This window comes from Bradyrhizobium guangdongense, from assembly GCF_006483445.1.
GTDB classification, from domain to species: Bacteria; Pseudomonadota; Alphaproteobacteria; order Rhizobiales; family Xanthobacteraceae; genus Bradyrhizobium; species Bradyrhizobium guangdongense_A.
Map to the genome: position 1 here is coordinate 20,002 of NZ_PPPT01000091.1, position 13,284 is coordinate 33,285.

Here is a 13,284-nt window from a genome sequence, read left to right on the forward strand (position 1 = left end):
TCACCTTAGAATCGCTGACGCCACGCTGAACGCCACGGTCGCGGGGACAATCGCGGCCGCTCAAGGAGGCGCTCTTACGTGGATGACAAGGTCAGGATTCGCTGCCCCTACTGCACCCGCCTGTTCAGGCATCGCGCGCAACGCATTAGGGACGGTTTTCAGCTCAATTGCGAACACTGCGTGCGCCTCATCACCTTCACCCGCGACACCGAAGACCCGTTCATGCGGCGGGCAATGAAGGCCGCGCAGGACACACGGCTGGCGCTCGAGGCCAAGATGACGGCCGACCGGCAAGCGTCGGCCGCCGCGGCGCAGGCGCAGCGCGACTATTAACGGCGCCGGCGCGCCTGTGTCGCGGCAAGCGGAGAGGAATCCTTAACCGGGAACTTCCGGCAACTGCGACAACTTGTCCCCGCCGCCCGTAGATTGACGGGTTTCTTAGGGCGCAGCGTGTTTGCTTTCCCCAAAACCACCTGGGGAATCCAATGCGCTTTTGGCGGGATGAGCGGGGTAACGTCGCGCTGCTGTTCGGCATCTGCGTGGTGCCGTTGCTGCTCGGCGTCGGGATGGCGATCGACTACACGCGCGCGGTCAATGCGCGCACGGCGATGCAGGCGGCGCTCGACAATGCCGCGCTGATGGTGATGAAGGACTCCGTCGGGCTCTCGACCTCGGAGATCACCGCGCGGGCGCAATCCTACTTCCAGGGGCTGTTGAGCCGGAAGGACATCAACGGCGTCTCGGTCACGGTGTCCTACACGCCGGATACCGGCAAGGGCGCGTCCCTGAAACTCGGCGCCACCGGCGCGCTTCCGACCGACTTCATGCGGATCGCCGGCTACCCCACGATGACCCTCGACGTCGGCTCGACGGCTGCCTGGGGCAACACGCGCCTGCGCGTTGCGCTTGCGCTGGACTCGACGGGATCGATGGGCCAGCACGGCAAGATGCCGGCGATGCAGTCGGCCGCAAAGAGCCTGATCGACCAGTTGAAGGCGAACGCCAAGAACCCCGAGGATCTCTACATCTCGCTGGTCCCGTTCAACACGCACATCAACACCGCCAAGAACTACCAGAAGGCCTGGCTGGACTGGTCCTACTGGGAGGAAGAGAACGGCAGTTGCAGCAAGGGCGGCAACACGCGCACCAAATGCGCCAGCAAGGGCGGCACGTGGACACCCGACGACCATGCGAGCTGGAACGGTTGCATCACCGATCGCGACGAGCCTTACGACGTCCAGAAGACGCCGCCCGCGGTGTCCAACACCCCGACACTTTTCCAGCCGGAGCAATTCGATCAATGTCCGGCCGAGCTGATACCGCTGACCACCGACTGGCTCGGACTGAAGGCCCGCATCGACGCCATGAAGGCGGGCGGACCGACCAACCAGCCCGTCGGCATGGCCTGGGCCTGGCTCTCGATGATGCAAACCGATCCGCTGAACGCGCCGGCCGAGACGGCGGGCTATAACTACAAGAAGATCATCATCGTGCTCAGCGATGGCCTCAACACCAAGAACAAGAAGTCCGGCAACGGCTCGACGCACGACACCTATGTCGATGGAAGACAGCGGCTGCTGTGTGATAACATCAAGGCCGACAAGGTCACCGTCTACTCGATCCAGGTCAACACCGACGGCGACCCGGAGTCGGACGTTCTGAAATATTGCGCGACCTCGCCGGAGAATTTCTTCATGCTGACGTCGGCGAGCCAGATCCTCTCGGCGTTCGACCAGATCGCCGCATCGCTGTCGAAACTGCGTATCGCGAAGTAAGCCCATGGACGATCAGGTTCAGATCCGCTGCACGCGCTGCAAGACCGTGTTCCGCGAGCGCGCCCGGCGCATGCAGAACGGCTATTCGCGGCAATGTCCGAGCTGCGAGGTCGTGCTGTTCTTCGAGGAGGATTCGCCCGACCAGAACATGAAGCGCGCCATGAAGACGGCGCGCAAGGTGCGCAAGGATCTGCGGGAGGCCGAGGCCGCCCAGCTCACGACGAGCCCGTCATCGTCGCGGCGCGGCGGCACGCGCGGTCATGGCGGCCGGCAGGAGACCGCCGAGGAAGAGGAAGAAGGCTAGCAGGTTTGCGCGCAACGCTTTGCGCAGGCTTGCGCGTTCGACTATGGTCTCGGACATCGTCCTCTGGTTGATCCGGAACTCCCAGCATGTCCCAGCCATCGTCAAAACGTTTTCCCGCTCCCGCGCTCTCCGCATTGCCGGAGGATATCCGCACGCGGCTCGTTGCCGTTCAGGAGAAGAGCGGCTTCGTGCCGAACGTGTTCCTGTCGCTGGCCTATCGCCCCGACGAGTTCCGCGCCTTCTTCGCCTATCACGACGCGCTGATGGAGAAGGACTCCGGCCTGACCAAGGCCGAGCGCGAAATGATCGTGGTGGCGACCTCGGCCGCCAACCAGTGCCAATATTGCGTGATCGCGCATGGTGCCATCCTGCGCATCCGCGCAAAAAACCCGCTGATCGCGGACCAGGTCGCTGTCAACTACCGCAAGGCCGACATCACGCCGCGGCAGAAGGCGATGCTCGACTTTGCCATGAAGGTGTCGGCCGATGCGCAACGCATCGCCGAGGAAGACTTTGCGGCACTCGCCCCGCACGGCTTCAGCGACGACGACATCTGGGACATCGCCGCGATCTCGGCCTTCTTCGCGCTGTCGAACCGGATGGCGAATTTCACCGGCATGCGGCCGAACGACGAGTTCTATCTGATGGGGCGTTTGCCGAAGCAGTGATCGGCGCACGCCGTCAGCGCGCAGCCGGCGGCTGGCCGGCGAAGCGCGCCCGGGGTCAAATCCACCGGCAATTCGCCGATCTGCCCATTCCTGCGATCCTCCGGCTCGGCCAGCGCGACCTTTCGACAATCAAAAGTTGTGACCTTTGCTCAATGACCCGTTTTCAAACCGAAGGCGGCCGGTCATTATCTGGCGGACGTTCCTGGGGGAGATGGACCGTGTCATCAGAGTTCATCGCGGGTCGCGCGCCGTCGGCCGAAAGCAGGCCGTGCCGCCAAGCCATTATTCTCGTGCATGGTATGGGCGAGCAGATGCCCATGGAGACCGTGCGCGAATTCGCAGAAGCCATATGGTCGAGTGATCCCAGTGTCCAAGGCCCCGGGGCCAAAGCGGGGGAGCTCTTTTCGGTACCCGATACAAGCGCCGGGTCCCGCGAACTCAGGCGCATTTCGACGCGCAAGAGCAGGCCGCGAGCGAACGCCGAAGACCCCTACTACGTCCGCAACGAGTTTTTCGAACTGTACTGGGCAGATTCGACCAACGATACCACCTGGCCCGATTTTCTGCGCTGGTACGCTCGCCTCGTGTTTCGACCGCTCAAGGAGGTCCCCGCGGCGGTCTTCTGGATCTGGGTGCCGCTCTGGGTCGTGAACCTCCTGTTTGTCCTCGGTGCGGAAATTGCCGCGCTCTGGTTGATCCCGACCGAAATCGATCGCGCGTTCGAAGCCGCCGCCAATCCAGAAAACGCGGTCCCGGCGGGATGGCTGGTAACGCTCGGAACTGCGCTCCGCACCGATACATCGGTCTACACATTTGCGATCCTCGCCGGTGCGCTCGTCGCAGCCATCGGCGGCAAGCTTGTCCATACGCAGTATCCGCAAGGCGCGCTGCGAAAGGTGGCCTATTGGGCTTTCGTACTGGGCGCCTTCGTGGGAGTTTGGTGCTTCATCGTGCTGGCTGGCCTCTTCTCCAAGCCGCTCGTCGTCGCAGCATTCAACGCGCACACTGTCTTCTGGGCGGGAGCACTGGTGCTGATCTCCGCGCTGGTGGTCCTTGTGCAGGGCTTTCTGGTCAAGTTCTTTGGCGATGTTGCGCGCTATACGATCGCCTCACCCGGCAATATTCTGCCGCGGCAGAAGGTGCGCGACCGCGGCTTGGACCTGATCAAACGACTGAGCGCCACCGGTCGCTACGACCGGATCATCCTGGTTGCACACAGCCTCGGATGCATCATCGCTTACGATATCATCAATCTGCTCTGGTCGGACTACGTCGCGACGCGAGAACGGAACGATGGCCTGGTGCCGTCCGCCGACGGCATGATGAACGAGGTCCAGGCCGTCATCAACGCGAGCATGGCGGAGCCGTTCGACCTTGCAGCGTTTCGGCGAGCGCAGCGATCGTTCCACCTTGCCCTGCAAAAGGCTGATCGCGAACGACTGAACGGCATCGAGCCAGGCAAGGACGATGCGCTAGTCCGCTGGCTGATTTCCGATCTCGTGACAATCGCCTGTCCCTTGACCCATGCGAACTTCCTGCTGGCGAAGACCGCTACGGAACTCGACCAGCGTATCAAGCGGCGAGAGTTGTCAACGTGCCCCCCGTACCTCGAGGAACACAGAGACGGCAAACACTATCTCACCTATCACGCAGAGAGCGTGTCAGCTTCACGCTTCATCCACGATGCTGTCTTTGCCGGCGTGCGCTGGACAAGCATTCATGATCGGCCAGCCAACAGGCTCTGGTTTCTGTTCGGCGACTTCATCGCCGGACCCATTAGGGAGCCATTCGGAAAAGGCATCGCCGATATCAAGGTCGAGCCAAGGTGGGAGTCCGATCTCTTGCCCGAGCGGTTCTTCACACACACGATCTACTGGAATCTGCGCCAGCCTGATGCCGACCCAACGCCGCGCTCGGTTCTTGTCATCCGCAACGCCGTCAACATTCTCGATGAAGATGCAGTCGAAGCCGCACTTCTCGCCGAAGTCGGGCAAGAGCCGACACAGGGCAGGAGTCAACCTGCTCCGGAATAGAGCAAAGCACCGGAGCGCAGGGCGCAACGGCGATCCAGATCGCGAAGAGTTGAGGTCGCGGCCCTGCCTATTCACGACATCCATTAGAGCTGGATCTTCACCATGGGCGACATGAGCAAACCTGTTCCTGAACGCTACCGGCATCTGCGCACATTCGCTTTCGGCGACGGCCCGGCGCTTGCCGACGAGCTGGTCGAGCTCGTGATCAAGGGCGCGAAGACGGCGACATGCAGCACCGAGGACGAACCGAACACGTCGTCGCCCGGCGAGCAGTGGGTCGTGCTGGATGGAAGCGGTGAACCGCGCTGCGTGATCGAATCCACCGAGATTACGTATCGGCGCTACAACGAGGTCGAGGCGGACTTCGCGTATGAGGAGGGTGAAGGCGACCGCAGCCTGGCTTATTGGCGCGATGCGCACCGAAATTATTTCGGCCGGCTCGGGCGGTTCAGCGAAGACATGATGCTGATGTGCGAGCGCTTTCGCCTGGTCGAGGTGTTTGACGATCGCGAGCCGGAAAAAGCGTAGCGGTCCATGCTGACAGCCCGTTGGCAGCAGGACGCACCTAGGGTGCGGCATTGCAGCGAAACGGGAGGCTTGTGTGAGCATGACAGACCGAAGCGGCGGATGCGCCTGTGGCGCGATCCGGTTCACGATCACTGCGCCGCTGATGAATGTCGGCGTCTGCCATTGCACCGATTGTCAAAAGGCCTCAGGCGGCGGACCGAACTATGTCGCGCTCGCGCCGAAAACGTCGCTCTCTGTCACCAGGGGCGAGGCAAAAGTCTATTTCTGCAAAGGCGACAGCGGCGGCGATGTCGGCCGCGCCTTCTGTCCGAATTGCGGGACTCCGCTATGGAGCCTTCCGCCTCATGCACCGTTCCTCACCATCAAGCTGGGTGCGCTCGACCACAATGCCGACCTGATGCCGGCACTGCATCTCTACACGGCCTCGGCGCCGCCCTGGCATCTCATGCATGAGGGCCGGCCGACGTTTCCCAAGATGCCGCCGTTTCCACCTCCCGGCGCGTGAGCGACCGGCGTGGCACTCGACTGCGCTAGTGCTTCTCCATCGACGGAAGCACCGGGGCAAAGCGTTCGGCGAACGTCGCCGGCTTGCCCTGCCAGGCTGCGGCAAGCGAGGCCGAGATGAAGCTATGGAATCCGATTGCGGCGACCGCGAGCAAAGCGGCAGCGAAGGCCAGACGGCGCATTGCACCCTCCTTTGGGGCTCGACTACCCCATAAGATGGGACGGCTTTGTTTCAGGACCAATTCGTGCGGGCGGAAAATGACTTCGCTCAAGCGACCGTGATCAGGTCCGGTTCGTGCGGCCGCCGATCGCGCGACTACATAATAAGAGCCAACGTCGTCTTGCCGTTGGCGACCATCGTGTCGGGAATTTTGTACCCGCGACGACGATCATGAATCGCAAGACTCCTGAACCACGGCCCTCGAGGGCCACGCAAATGAAAGTCGTCATTCAGAAACTCAACGGCCTTTGGCACCTCATCATCGGATCATGCCGGATCCGCACGCCGTTCCTGGATACCCAGGATCGCGAACTGGTCGTGACCTACGCCCGGCGCGCCTATCCCGGCGCAAAGATTTTTCAGCGCGATTGAGGCGAGCGCTACGACACTATCGCACCAGGTCCAGTGCGAGTCCGGGATGATCTCCTGGCATGACCGAATTCAGAAGCGCCTTGGCCAGCGGCATTCCGCTCTCGGACGATGTCAGCACGACAACCGCATCGCGTGATTGAAGATCGGCCATCGCAAGCGATCGAAATCCGGGATTGCTGCCCCAGTGCCAGATCGAAGCCGAACGCCCGCTCTCCTCGATGCCCCATCCCAGCCCCCAGGACAGACGTGGCACCGAGAGCTTCACGGGATCGCGCGTGATCAGCGCGAGCAATTGCTCGTCGTTAAGCACCGCGGCCATGAAGCGCGCGTAGTCATTCGCCGAAGTATATAGCGAGCTGGCTGCGATCTCGTAGGGAAAGCGGAGTTGGCGGGGCGAGCCGGAAACGAGGTTTGGCTGGATCGCCGGCGTGAGCTTGAAGGCGGTTTCGGTCAATCCAATCGGAACGAATACCTCCTGCTCGGCGAGTTGCTGGAGCGGATGCCCGGTCAGGGTTTCGAGCATGCGCTGGAGCAGCACGTATCCTTCGCCCGAATACTGCCAGCGCGCGCCCGGAGCAAAGTTCTGTGTCAACGGGCCGGTGGCAGACCAGTTCGGAAACCCGGCGTTATGGGACAGCAGCGCGCGCGGTGTAACGTTGCGCAAGACCTCGACCGGAACTGTGTCAACGACGGGACCAGCCTTCAGCGCGAAGATGTTTTGCCAGTGCTTGTACCCGTCGGGAAATATCTCGCTGAGCGGGCTGTCCAGCGCGAGTTTTCCGCGACGCGCCAACTGAAGCGCAATATGGGCCACGACCGGTTTCGCCAAGGAGGCCGCTTGAAAGACCGCGCGGGGGCCGACTTCCGTGCTGCAGCCCGACACCGATAATTGGCGCGCCTCGTTTCCATGTCTCAGCACGGCGGCGGACACCGCACAGATTTGTGCCTCGGAGGCCAGCCGCGCTGCCAGGCCGTCAAGGTCATCTGCAAGACCAGGTCTCGATAGCGCCATGGCTGCGCCGGACGCCAGCAGGAATGCGCGCCTGTCCATGAAAGCCCTTCGCATCCGCCGACGCCTCAATCATCCGCCGCCGGTCCGCACCAGCCGGGCAGATAGATCGCATCCTTGCTCTTGGCCGCGGCAAGGCCCCTTTCGAGCGCCTTGTCAAAATTGTCGTCGACCGCCTTGCGCGACAGTTTTCGGCGCAGGAAGTCGGCCCACAGGAACTCGGAGAACGGCGTGGTGTCCTTGGCAAAACCGCCCATGCGGCGCAGCTCGCCGGCGAGGCTGCGAAACGGATCGTCCTTGAGATCGGCGACCGATTTCGGCAGGTCCTTGAAGCTCCGCCGCTCGCCCTTGGCGTCGTAGGGATAGACCCAGCGCTTGTTGTCCATCACGCCCCAGAAGGCCTCGCGCTCGACCATCCTGAGATCGCCGACCACGGTCACCAGCACCTCCTTGACGCCCTCGTCGTGCAGGGCGCGGCCGAGATGATGATGATCGATCACGTAGTAGCGCTGGTCCGGCCCGTACACGACCGGGATCATGTGCTTGCCGAGCAGATCGGCCTGCTTCTTCCTGTCGTGCTCGCGCCAGCGCTTGCGCTTCTCCTTCACCTCGCGCATGCCGACCGTCATCTGCGTCGGACGCAGCGACAGGATCGGCACCGGATGCACTCTCGGCTCGCGCGCATTGGTGGTCATGGTCGAGGCCTCTCACATGGTTGCAATCGCCGCTCTCGCGACGGCTCTGATTATGCCATGGGGGACGCAGACGCGACGAGCCCGGACCGCCATTTTGCGACGCAACTCGCGGGCTTCCCCGCCCGCCATCGCACGCCAGTGTTGCGCAGAATTCTCTGCAACGCATAGCCGCCGTGTGCTATTTAAAATTTGCTGCTTCGGAGCTGATCGTCGCGCATGAAAACCGAGCGCCCCATAATTCCGGATGGTGAGCACCGGGTGCTCCAGTTCAGGCCTCGAGTCTCGTCCCACCCGCGGACCCTGCGGGGCATCGGGACGGTGCAGCCGCTGCGCGCCGAGATCCAAGCTCATGGCCACGCGGAACCGCTCGACCTCTCCCGCTATGAGCAGCCACGCGAGCAGCCCGACGATTTCCGCCATCGGATGCTCGCCAACATCGCGGCGCTCGCCTTCACCATCGCGCTGACCGCGATCGGGATCTGGCTCGCGGTCAGCATCGCCGACCTGCGCCGGACCCAGGATTGCGTGCTGATGGGCCGCCGCGACTGCGTGAAGATCACGACGCCGCATCTTTAGGCGTTCTGTCGCCGCCTAGCGGCCGCCCGTTACCCCCGGTTCGGGGTATGGTCGAGCCTTCCCCAGGCCTGGCCGGCTCCATTGAACTCAGGGCGGCGCTCCGATATACGGGCACACGACCCGGCCAGAGGGACTTTGAGGGCATCATTCGGGGCGCGATGCCCGCCCACCGTGCCACTCTGGAACATCTGACAAATACCAGCAATATATCAAAGGCTTAGTGATGTCCTCTACATTCGATCAGGTCGCTACGATCATCGCTGAAACCTGCGACATCCCGCGCGACACGATCACGCCGGATAGCCACGCCATCGACGATCTCGGCATCGACAGCCTCGATTTCCTGGACATTGCGTTCGCGATCGACAAGCAGTTCGGAATCAAGCTGCCGCTGGAGAAGTGGACCCAGGAGGTCAACGACGGCAAGGCGACCACCGAGCAGTATTTCGTGCTGAAGAACCTGTGCGCGCGCATCGACGAATTGGTTGCGGCCAAGGGCGCAAGCGCCTAATCGCGCGACCATGCAACTCGAATACTTCCATCTGATCGACCGCATCGTCGACCTCCAGGCCGACGAGAAGAAGATTGTCGTCGAAGCCCAGGTTCCGCTTGAGAGCACCATCTTCGAGGGACACTTCCCGGGCTATCCCCTGATGCCCGGCGTGCTCCTGATCGAATCGATGGCGCAGGCGTCCGGCTGGCTGCTGCTCGGCGTGCTCAAGTTCGAGCGGATGCCGATTCTCGCCGCCGTGAAGGAAGCCAAGGTGCGCGGCTCGGTCTTCCCGGGCGACCTCATGAGCATCGAGGCCACGGTAGCCCATGAGGGCTCGGGCTACGCGATGACCGAGGCAAAAATCCGCGTCAACGGCAAGCTGCGTGCGAACTCGACGCTCACCTTCACGCTGATCCCCTTCCCGAACGCCGATATGCGCGCGTTCATGGACACCGTCGCCAAGCGCGTCGGCTTTCCGCAACAGGCGGTATCACCATGACTGACACCGCCTCGAAGCCCGGCCAGACCGAAGTCTGGATCACCGGCATTGGACTTGCGACCTCGCTCGGCGAAGGCCTCGATGCGAACTGGGCCGCGCTCGGCGAGCGCCGCGTCAATGTCGACGACAAGAGCTTTGCGCCCTATATCGTCCACCCCCTGATGCCGGTGACCCTGGACGCCCAGATCCCGAAAAAGGGCGACCAGCGGCAGATGGAAGCCTGGCAGCGCATCGGCACCTACGCCGCGGGCCTCGCGCTGGATTCCGCTGGAATCAAGGGCAATAAGGACATCCTCTCGAAGATCGACATGGTGGTCGCCGCCGGCGGCGGCGAGCGCGACCTGTCGGTCGATACCGGGGTCCTCAATGCCGAGGCCAAGGGCAACAACGCGCCCGGCTTCCTCAACGAGCGGCTGATGAGCGACCTCCGCCCGACGCTGTTCCTGGCGCAGCTCTCCAACCTGCTCGCCGGCAACATCGCGATCGTGCACGGCGTCTGCGGCACCTCGCGTACCTTCATGGGCGAAGAGGTTGCAGGCGCGGACGCGATGCGCATTGCGCTCGCGCGGATCATGTCCGGCGAGAGCGACATCGCGCTGGTCGGCGGCTCGCATAATGGCGAGCGCAAGGATCTGCTGGTCCTCTACGAATTCGGCGACTTCAACCTCAAGGACAAGTTCGCCCCCGTCTGGGCGCGCAAGGACCATGCAGGCTTTGCGCTCGGCTCGGCCGGCGCGTTCCTGGTGTTGGAATCCAAGGCGCATGCGGAAGCGCGCGGTGCAAAACCCTACGCCAGGCTGACGAGCGTGGTGGCCGATCTCGCCAGGCGCAAGCAGCCCGGCGACATGGCCGCGACGCTGGAGAAGCTGTGGGCGAAGCTGCCGACCCGCGCGGGCAAGGGTGCGATCATCACCGGTGCCACCGGCGCAGAGCCGGCTACCTCCGAGGAACGCAGCTTCCTCGGCAAGCACGCCGACTTCCCGGTGCGGGCCACCGGTACGATGTTCGGCCACACCATGGAAACCCAGTTCCCGCTCGGGATCGCACTGGCTGCGCTGGCGCTGTCGCGCGGGGCGTTGTTTCCGCCCAACGATTCCACCGGGCTCGAGATTGAAATGACCGACAAGCCGACCCAGATTGTGGTGGTGGGGGCCGGTCACTGGCGCGGCGAAGGCATGGCGCTGGTGGAAGCGGTGAACTGAGGCGCGATCCGTCGCGCTTCGGCTATGGGATTGAGCATCAAGCCTTTCCGGATCGTGCGTTAGGGACAAGTGGGGACAACATGACAGCACCACGCGACAAGCTCGGGCGTCCGATCGTCGTCGTCACCGGCATGGGCATCATGACGTCGCTCGGCGCCGGCAAGGCCGACAATTGGGCCAAGCTCGTGGCCGGCGAATCCGGCATCCGCACCATCTCGCGCTTTGCGATCGACGGGCTGAAGACCACGATGGCCGGCACGGTCGATTTCGTGACCGTCGACCCGTTCTCCTCCACCGGGCTGTCGGAGCGGATGGCGGAGATCGTCACACAGGAAGCGCTCGACCAGGCCGGCATCGGCGCCAAGGGCGATTTCCCGGGTCCGCTGTTTCTGGCGGTCGCACCGGTCGAGGTCGAATGGCCGCAGCGCCGCGAGCTCGGCCGCGCCGTCGCCAAGCAGGATTTTGACTACAACGACCTGCTGCGCATCTCCGGCGGCGGCAAATACGCAGCCTTCCATCACCGCTTCATGTTCGGCTCGGTCGCAGCCCACCTCGCCGAGACCTTCGGCACCAAGGGCTCGCCGATCTCGCTGTCGACGGCCTGCGCCTCGGGCGCGACCTCAATCCAGCTCGGCGTCGAGGCGATCCGCCGCGGCGAGACCGATGCGGCGCTGTGCGTTGCGACCGACGGCACGGTCAACCCGGAAGCGCTGGTGCGCTTTTCGCTGCTGTCGGCGCTCTCGACCCAGAACGATCCGCCGCAGGCGGCTTCAAAGCCGTTCTCCAAGAACCGCGACGGTTTTGTCATGGCCGAAGGCGCCGGCGCGCTGGTGCTCGAAAGCTACGAGTCGGCCGTGGCGCGTGGCGCAAAAATTCTCGGCGTCGTCGCCGGCTGCGGCGAGCTCACCGATTCCTTCCATCGCACCCGCTCCTCGCCCGACGGCAAGCCGGCGATCGGATGCGTGCTGAAGACGCTCGCGGATGCCGGCATGGCGCCCGAGCAGATCGATCACATCAACGCCCACGGCACCTCGACACCCGAAAACGACAAGATGGAGTATCTGGCGACCAGCGCGGTGTTCGGTGAGCACACCTCGAAGATCCCGGTGACGTCGAACAAGTCGGCGGTCGGCCACACCATCTCGGCGGCCGGCGCCGTCGAGGCCATCTTCTCGCTGCTGACGCTGGAGCACCAGCGCATCCCGCCGACGCTCAACTACGAGAACCCGGATCCGGCGATCCTGTTCGACGTCGTCGGCAACAAGGCGCGCGATGCCCGCGTCACCGCCGTGATGTCGAACTCGTTCGGCTTCGGCGGCCAGAATGCCTCGCTGATCCTGACGCGCGAGCCGGCGTAAGCCGGCAGCTCACGTTCTATCGTCCATGAACCGCCTGCTCCTTCGCACCAAGGCGCGCCTGCGCGACGCCCTCAAGCCGCTGGGCGACGCCGCCGTCGGCGGGCTGACGATCGCACTGTTGCGCACGACGCGCTATTTCGATCCGGACAAGACCGCCGACTTCTTCGGCCGCGCCGCACACTTCATCGGCCGCCGCCTGCGCGAGGACCGCATCGGCCGCGAGAACCTCAAGGCGGCATTTCCCGAGAAATCGCCGGAGGAGATCGAGGAGATCCTCAAAGGCGTCTGGCACAATCTCGGCCGCATCGGCGCCGAGTTCGCCCATCTCGATCACATCTGGGACTACGACGTCGATCATCCGGACAAGCCGAGCCGTATCGAGTTCGGCCCGCGCACCAAGCAGTTGTTCGACAGCTTGCGTGATGACGGCAAGCCGGCGATCTTCTTTGCCAGCCACACCGGCAACTGGGAAATCCCGGCGCTCGGCGCCGTGGCGCACGGGCTCGACTGCGCGATCCTGTTCCGCAGGCCGAACAGCGAGGCGGCCGATCGCGCCATCGAGAAGACGCGCGCGGTGAAGATGGGCACGCTGGTCGCAGCAGGCCGCGATGCCCCGCTCCGGCTCGGCCAGGCGCTGCAGAACGGCCAGCACGTCGCCATGCTTGTCGATCAATGGATGGGCAATGGCGTCGACGTAACCTTCTTCGGCCGCAAGACCAAGGCCAACCCGACGCTGGCGCGCCTCGTGCGCCAGGTCGAATGTCCGATCCACGGCGTCCGCATCATCCGTCTGCCCAACCATCGCTTTCGCGCCGAGGTCACCGAAGAGGTCAAGCCGGTGCGCGATGCCGACGGCAATATCGACATCCAGGGCACGATGCAGGCGGTCACGTCAGTGATCGAAGGCTGGGTGCGCGAATATCCGGACCAGTGGCTGTGGCTGCACCGGCGGTGGAGATAATTTGCACCGTCGTCATTGCGAGCGCAGCGAAGCAATCCAAAATCTATCCGCGGCGGTAGCCTGGATTGCTTCGCTGCGCTCGCAATG

The 13,284-nt window shown here is 63.7% G+C and carries 17 protein-coding genes; 14 read left to right on the forward strand and 3 right to left on the reverse strand.

The window, feature by feature from the left end; translation table 11 throughout:
- The first annotated feature begins 78 nt into the window (after positions 1–78).
- From C2U70_RS13240 to C2U70_RS13270, 7 genes are all read left to right on the forward strand, one after another.
- Positions 79–333: a hypothetical protein gene (locus C2U70_RS13240; protein WP_140978464.1), complete on the forward strand. Its 255-nt coding sequence runs from the start codon at positions 79–81 to the stop codon at positions 331–333.
- Between the two features lie 152 nt (positions 334–485).
- A complete protein-coding gene (locus C2U70_RS13245; protein ID WP_140978465.1) occupies positions 486–1,775 on the forward strand; it encodes a TadE/TadG family type IV pilus assembly protein in 1,290 nt (429 codons plus the stop codon).
- Positions 1,776–1,779: 4 nt separating this feature from the next.
- Positions 1,780–2,079 (forward strand): hypothetical protein, encoded by a 300-nt coding sequence (locus C2U70_RS13250; protein ID WP_140978466.1) that lies wholly within the window; start codon positions 1,780–1,782, stop codon positions 2,077–2,079.
- Between the two features lie 86 nt (positions 2,080–2,165).
- Entirely contained in the window at positions 2,166–2,747 is a 582-nt protein-coding gene (locus tag C2U70_RS13255; protein WP_140978467.1) for a peroxidase-related enzyme, read from the forward strand.
- Positions 2,748–2,965: 218 nt separating this feature from the next.
- Positions 2,966–4,780, forward strand: coding sequence for a hypothetical protein (locus C2U70_RS13260; RefSeq protein WP_140978468.1), 1,815 nt, complete (start codon positions 2,966–2,968; stop codon positions 4,778–4,780).
- 111 nt (positions 4,781–4,891) lie between these two features.
- On the forward strand, positions 4,892–5,308 hold the full coding sequence (locus C2U70_RS13265) for an ASCH domain-containing protein (RefSeq protein ID WP_140978477.1): 417 nt from the start codon (positions 4,892–4,894) through the stop codon (positions 5,306–5,308).
- Between the two features lie 79 nt (positions 5,309–5,387).
- A complete protein-coding gene (locus C2U70_RS13270; RefSeq protein WP_140978469.1) occupies positions 5,388–5,813 on the forward strand; it encodes a GFA family protein in 426 nt (141 codons plus the stop codon).
- A gap of 25 nt (positions 5,814–5,838) precedes the next feature.
- Here C2U70_RS13270 and C2U70_RS32995 read toward each other — a convergent pair whose 3' ends face one another.
- Positions 5,839–5,994 carry a hypothetical protein gene (locus tag C2U70_RS32995; RefSeq protein WP_186294228.1) on the reverse strand — a complete coding sequence of 52 codons (156 nt, stop codon included), beginning with the start codon at positions 5,992–5,994 and terminating at the stop codon, positions 5,839–5,841.
- Positions 5,995–6,248: 254 nt separating this feature from the next.
- Here C2U70_RS32995 and C2U70_RS33000 point away from each other — a divergent pair, with 254 nt between their 5' ends.
- On the forward strand, positions 6,249–6,404 hold the full coding sequence (locus C2U70_RS33000) for a hypothetical protein (RefSeq protein WP_186294229.1): 156 nt from the start codon (positions 6,249–6,251) through the stop codon (positions 6,402–6,404).
- A gap of 16 nt (positions 6,405–6,420) precedes the next feature.
- Here C2U70_RS33000 and C2U70_RS13275 read toward each other — a convergent pair whose 3' ends face one another.
- Positions 6,421–7,455: a serine hydrolase domain-containing protein gene (locus C2U70_RS13275; RefSeq protein WP_186294230.1), complete on the reverse strand. Its 1,035-nt coding sequence runs from the start codon at positions 7,453–7,455 to the stop codon at positions 6,421–6,423.
- Between the two features lie 26 nt (positions 7,456–7,481).
- Positions 7,482–8,108: a ParB-like protein gene (locus C2U70_RS13280; RefSeq protein ID WP_140978471.1), complete on the reverse strand. Its 627-nt coding sequence runs from the start codon at positions 8,106–8,108 to the stop codon at positions 7,482–7,484.
- 216 nt (positions 8,109–8,324) lie between these two features.
- Between C2U70_RS13280 and C2U70_RS13285 the strand changes: the two genes are divergently transcribed.
- The 6 genes from C2U70_RS13285 (at position 8,325) to C2U70_RS13310 (ending at position 13,197) form a co-directional block, all read left to right on the forward strand.
- Entirely contained in the window at positions 8,325–8,684 is a 360-nt protein-coding gene (locus C2U70_RS13285) for a hypothetical protein (protein WP_140978472.1), read from the forward strand.
- 223 nt (positions 8,685–8,907) lie between these two features.
- Entirely contained in the window at positions 8,908–9,195 is a 288-nt protein-coding gene (locus C2U70_RS13290) for an acyl carrier protein (protein ID WP_007592476.1), read from the forward strand.
- Positions 9,196–9,205: 10 nt separating this feature from the next.
- Positions 9,206–9,676: a 3-hydroxyacyl-ACP dehydratase FabZ family protein gene (locus tag C2U70_RS13295; protein WP_140978473.1), complete on the forward strand. Its 471-nt coding sequence runs from the start codon at positions 9,206–9,208 to the stop codon at positions 9,674–9,676.
- On the forward strand, positions 9,673–10,878 hold the full coding sequence (locus C2U70_RS13300; RefSeq protein ID WP_140978474.1) for a beta-ketoacyl-ACP synthase: 1,206 nt from the start codon (positions 9,673–9,675) through the stop codon (positions 10,876–10,878). The genes C2U70_RS13295 and C2U70_RS13300 overlap by 4 nt, the downstream gene beginning before the upstream one ends.
- Before the next feature lie 80 nt (positions 10,879–10,958).
- Positions 10,959–12,236 (forward strand): beta-ketoacyl-ACP synthase, encoded by a 1,278-nt coding sequence (locus C2U70_RS13305; RefSeq protein WP_140978475.1) that lies wholly within the window; start codon positions 10,959–10,961, stop codon positions 12,234–12,236.
- Positions 12,237–12,261: 25 nt separating this feature from the next.
- Entirely contained in the window at positions 12,262–13,197 is a 936-nt protein-coding gene (locus tag C2U70_RS13310; RefSeq protein ID WP_140978476.1) for a lipid A biosynthesis lauroyl acyltransferase, read from the forward strand.
- Positions 13,198–13,284 lie beyond the last annotated feature (87 nt).

Coding starts and splice junctions, on each gene's coding strand:
- C2U70_RS13295 (WP_140978473.1), top strand. CDS start 9,206: ATGCAACTCGAATACTTCCATCTGATCGACCGCATCGTCGACCTCCAG.
- C2U70_RS13280 (WP_140978471.1), bottom strand. CDS start 8,108: ATGACCACCAATGCGCGCGAGCCGAGAGTGCATCCGGTGCCGATCCTG.
- C2U70_RS13250 (WP_140978466.1), top strand. CDS start 1,780: ATGGACGATCAGGTTCAGATCCGCTGCACGCGCTGCAAGACCGTGTTC.
- C2U70_RS13270 (WP_140978469.1), top strand. CDS start 5,388: ATGACAGACCGAAGCGGCGGATGCGCCTGTGGCGCGATCCGGTTCACG.
- C2U70_RS13290 (WP_007592476.1), top strand. CDS start 8,908: ATGTCCTCTACATTCGATCAGGTCGCTACGATCATCGCTGAAACCTGC.
- C2U70_RS33000 (WP_186294229.1), top strand. CDS start 6,249: ATGAAAGTCGTCATTCAGAAACTCAACGGCCTTTGGCACCTCATCATC.
- C2U70_RS13275 (WP_186294230.1), bottom strand. CDS start 7,455: ATGGACAGGCGCGCATTCCTGCTGGCGTCCGGCGCAGCCATGGCGCTA.
- C2U70_RS13300 (WP_140978474.1), top strand. CDS start 9,673: ATGACTGACACCGCCTCGAAGCCCGGCCAGACCGAAGTCTGGATCACC.
- C2U70_RS13245 (WP_140978465.1), top strand. CDS start 486: ATGCGCTTTTGGCGGGATGAGCGGGGTAACGTCGCGCTGCTGTTCGGC.
- C2U70_RS32995 (WP_186294228.1), bottom strand. CDS start 5,994: ATGCGCCGTCTGGCCTTCGCTGCCGCTTTGCTCGCGGTCGCCGCAATC.
- C2U70_RS13265 (WP_140978477.1), top strand. CDS start 4,892: ATGAGCAAACCTGTTCCTGAACGCTACCGGCATCTGCGCACATTCGCT.
- C2U70_RS13255 (WP_140978467.1), top strand. CDS start 2,166: ATGTCCCAGCCATCGTCAAAACGTTTTCCCGCTCCCGCGCTCTCCGCA.
- C2U70_RS13305 (WP_140978475.1), top strand. CDS start 10,959: ATGACAGCACCACGCGACAAGCTCGGGCGTCCGATCGTCGTCGTCACC.
- C2U70_RS13310 (WP_140978476.1), top strand. CDS start 12,262: ATGAACCGCCTGCTCCTTCGCACCAAGGCGCGCCTGCGCGACGCCCTC.
- C2U70_RS13285 (WP_140978472.1), top strand. CDS start 8,325: ATGAAAACCGAGCGCCCCATAATTCCGGATGGTGAGCACCGGGTGCTC.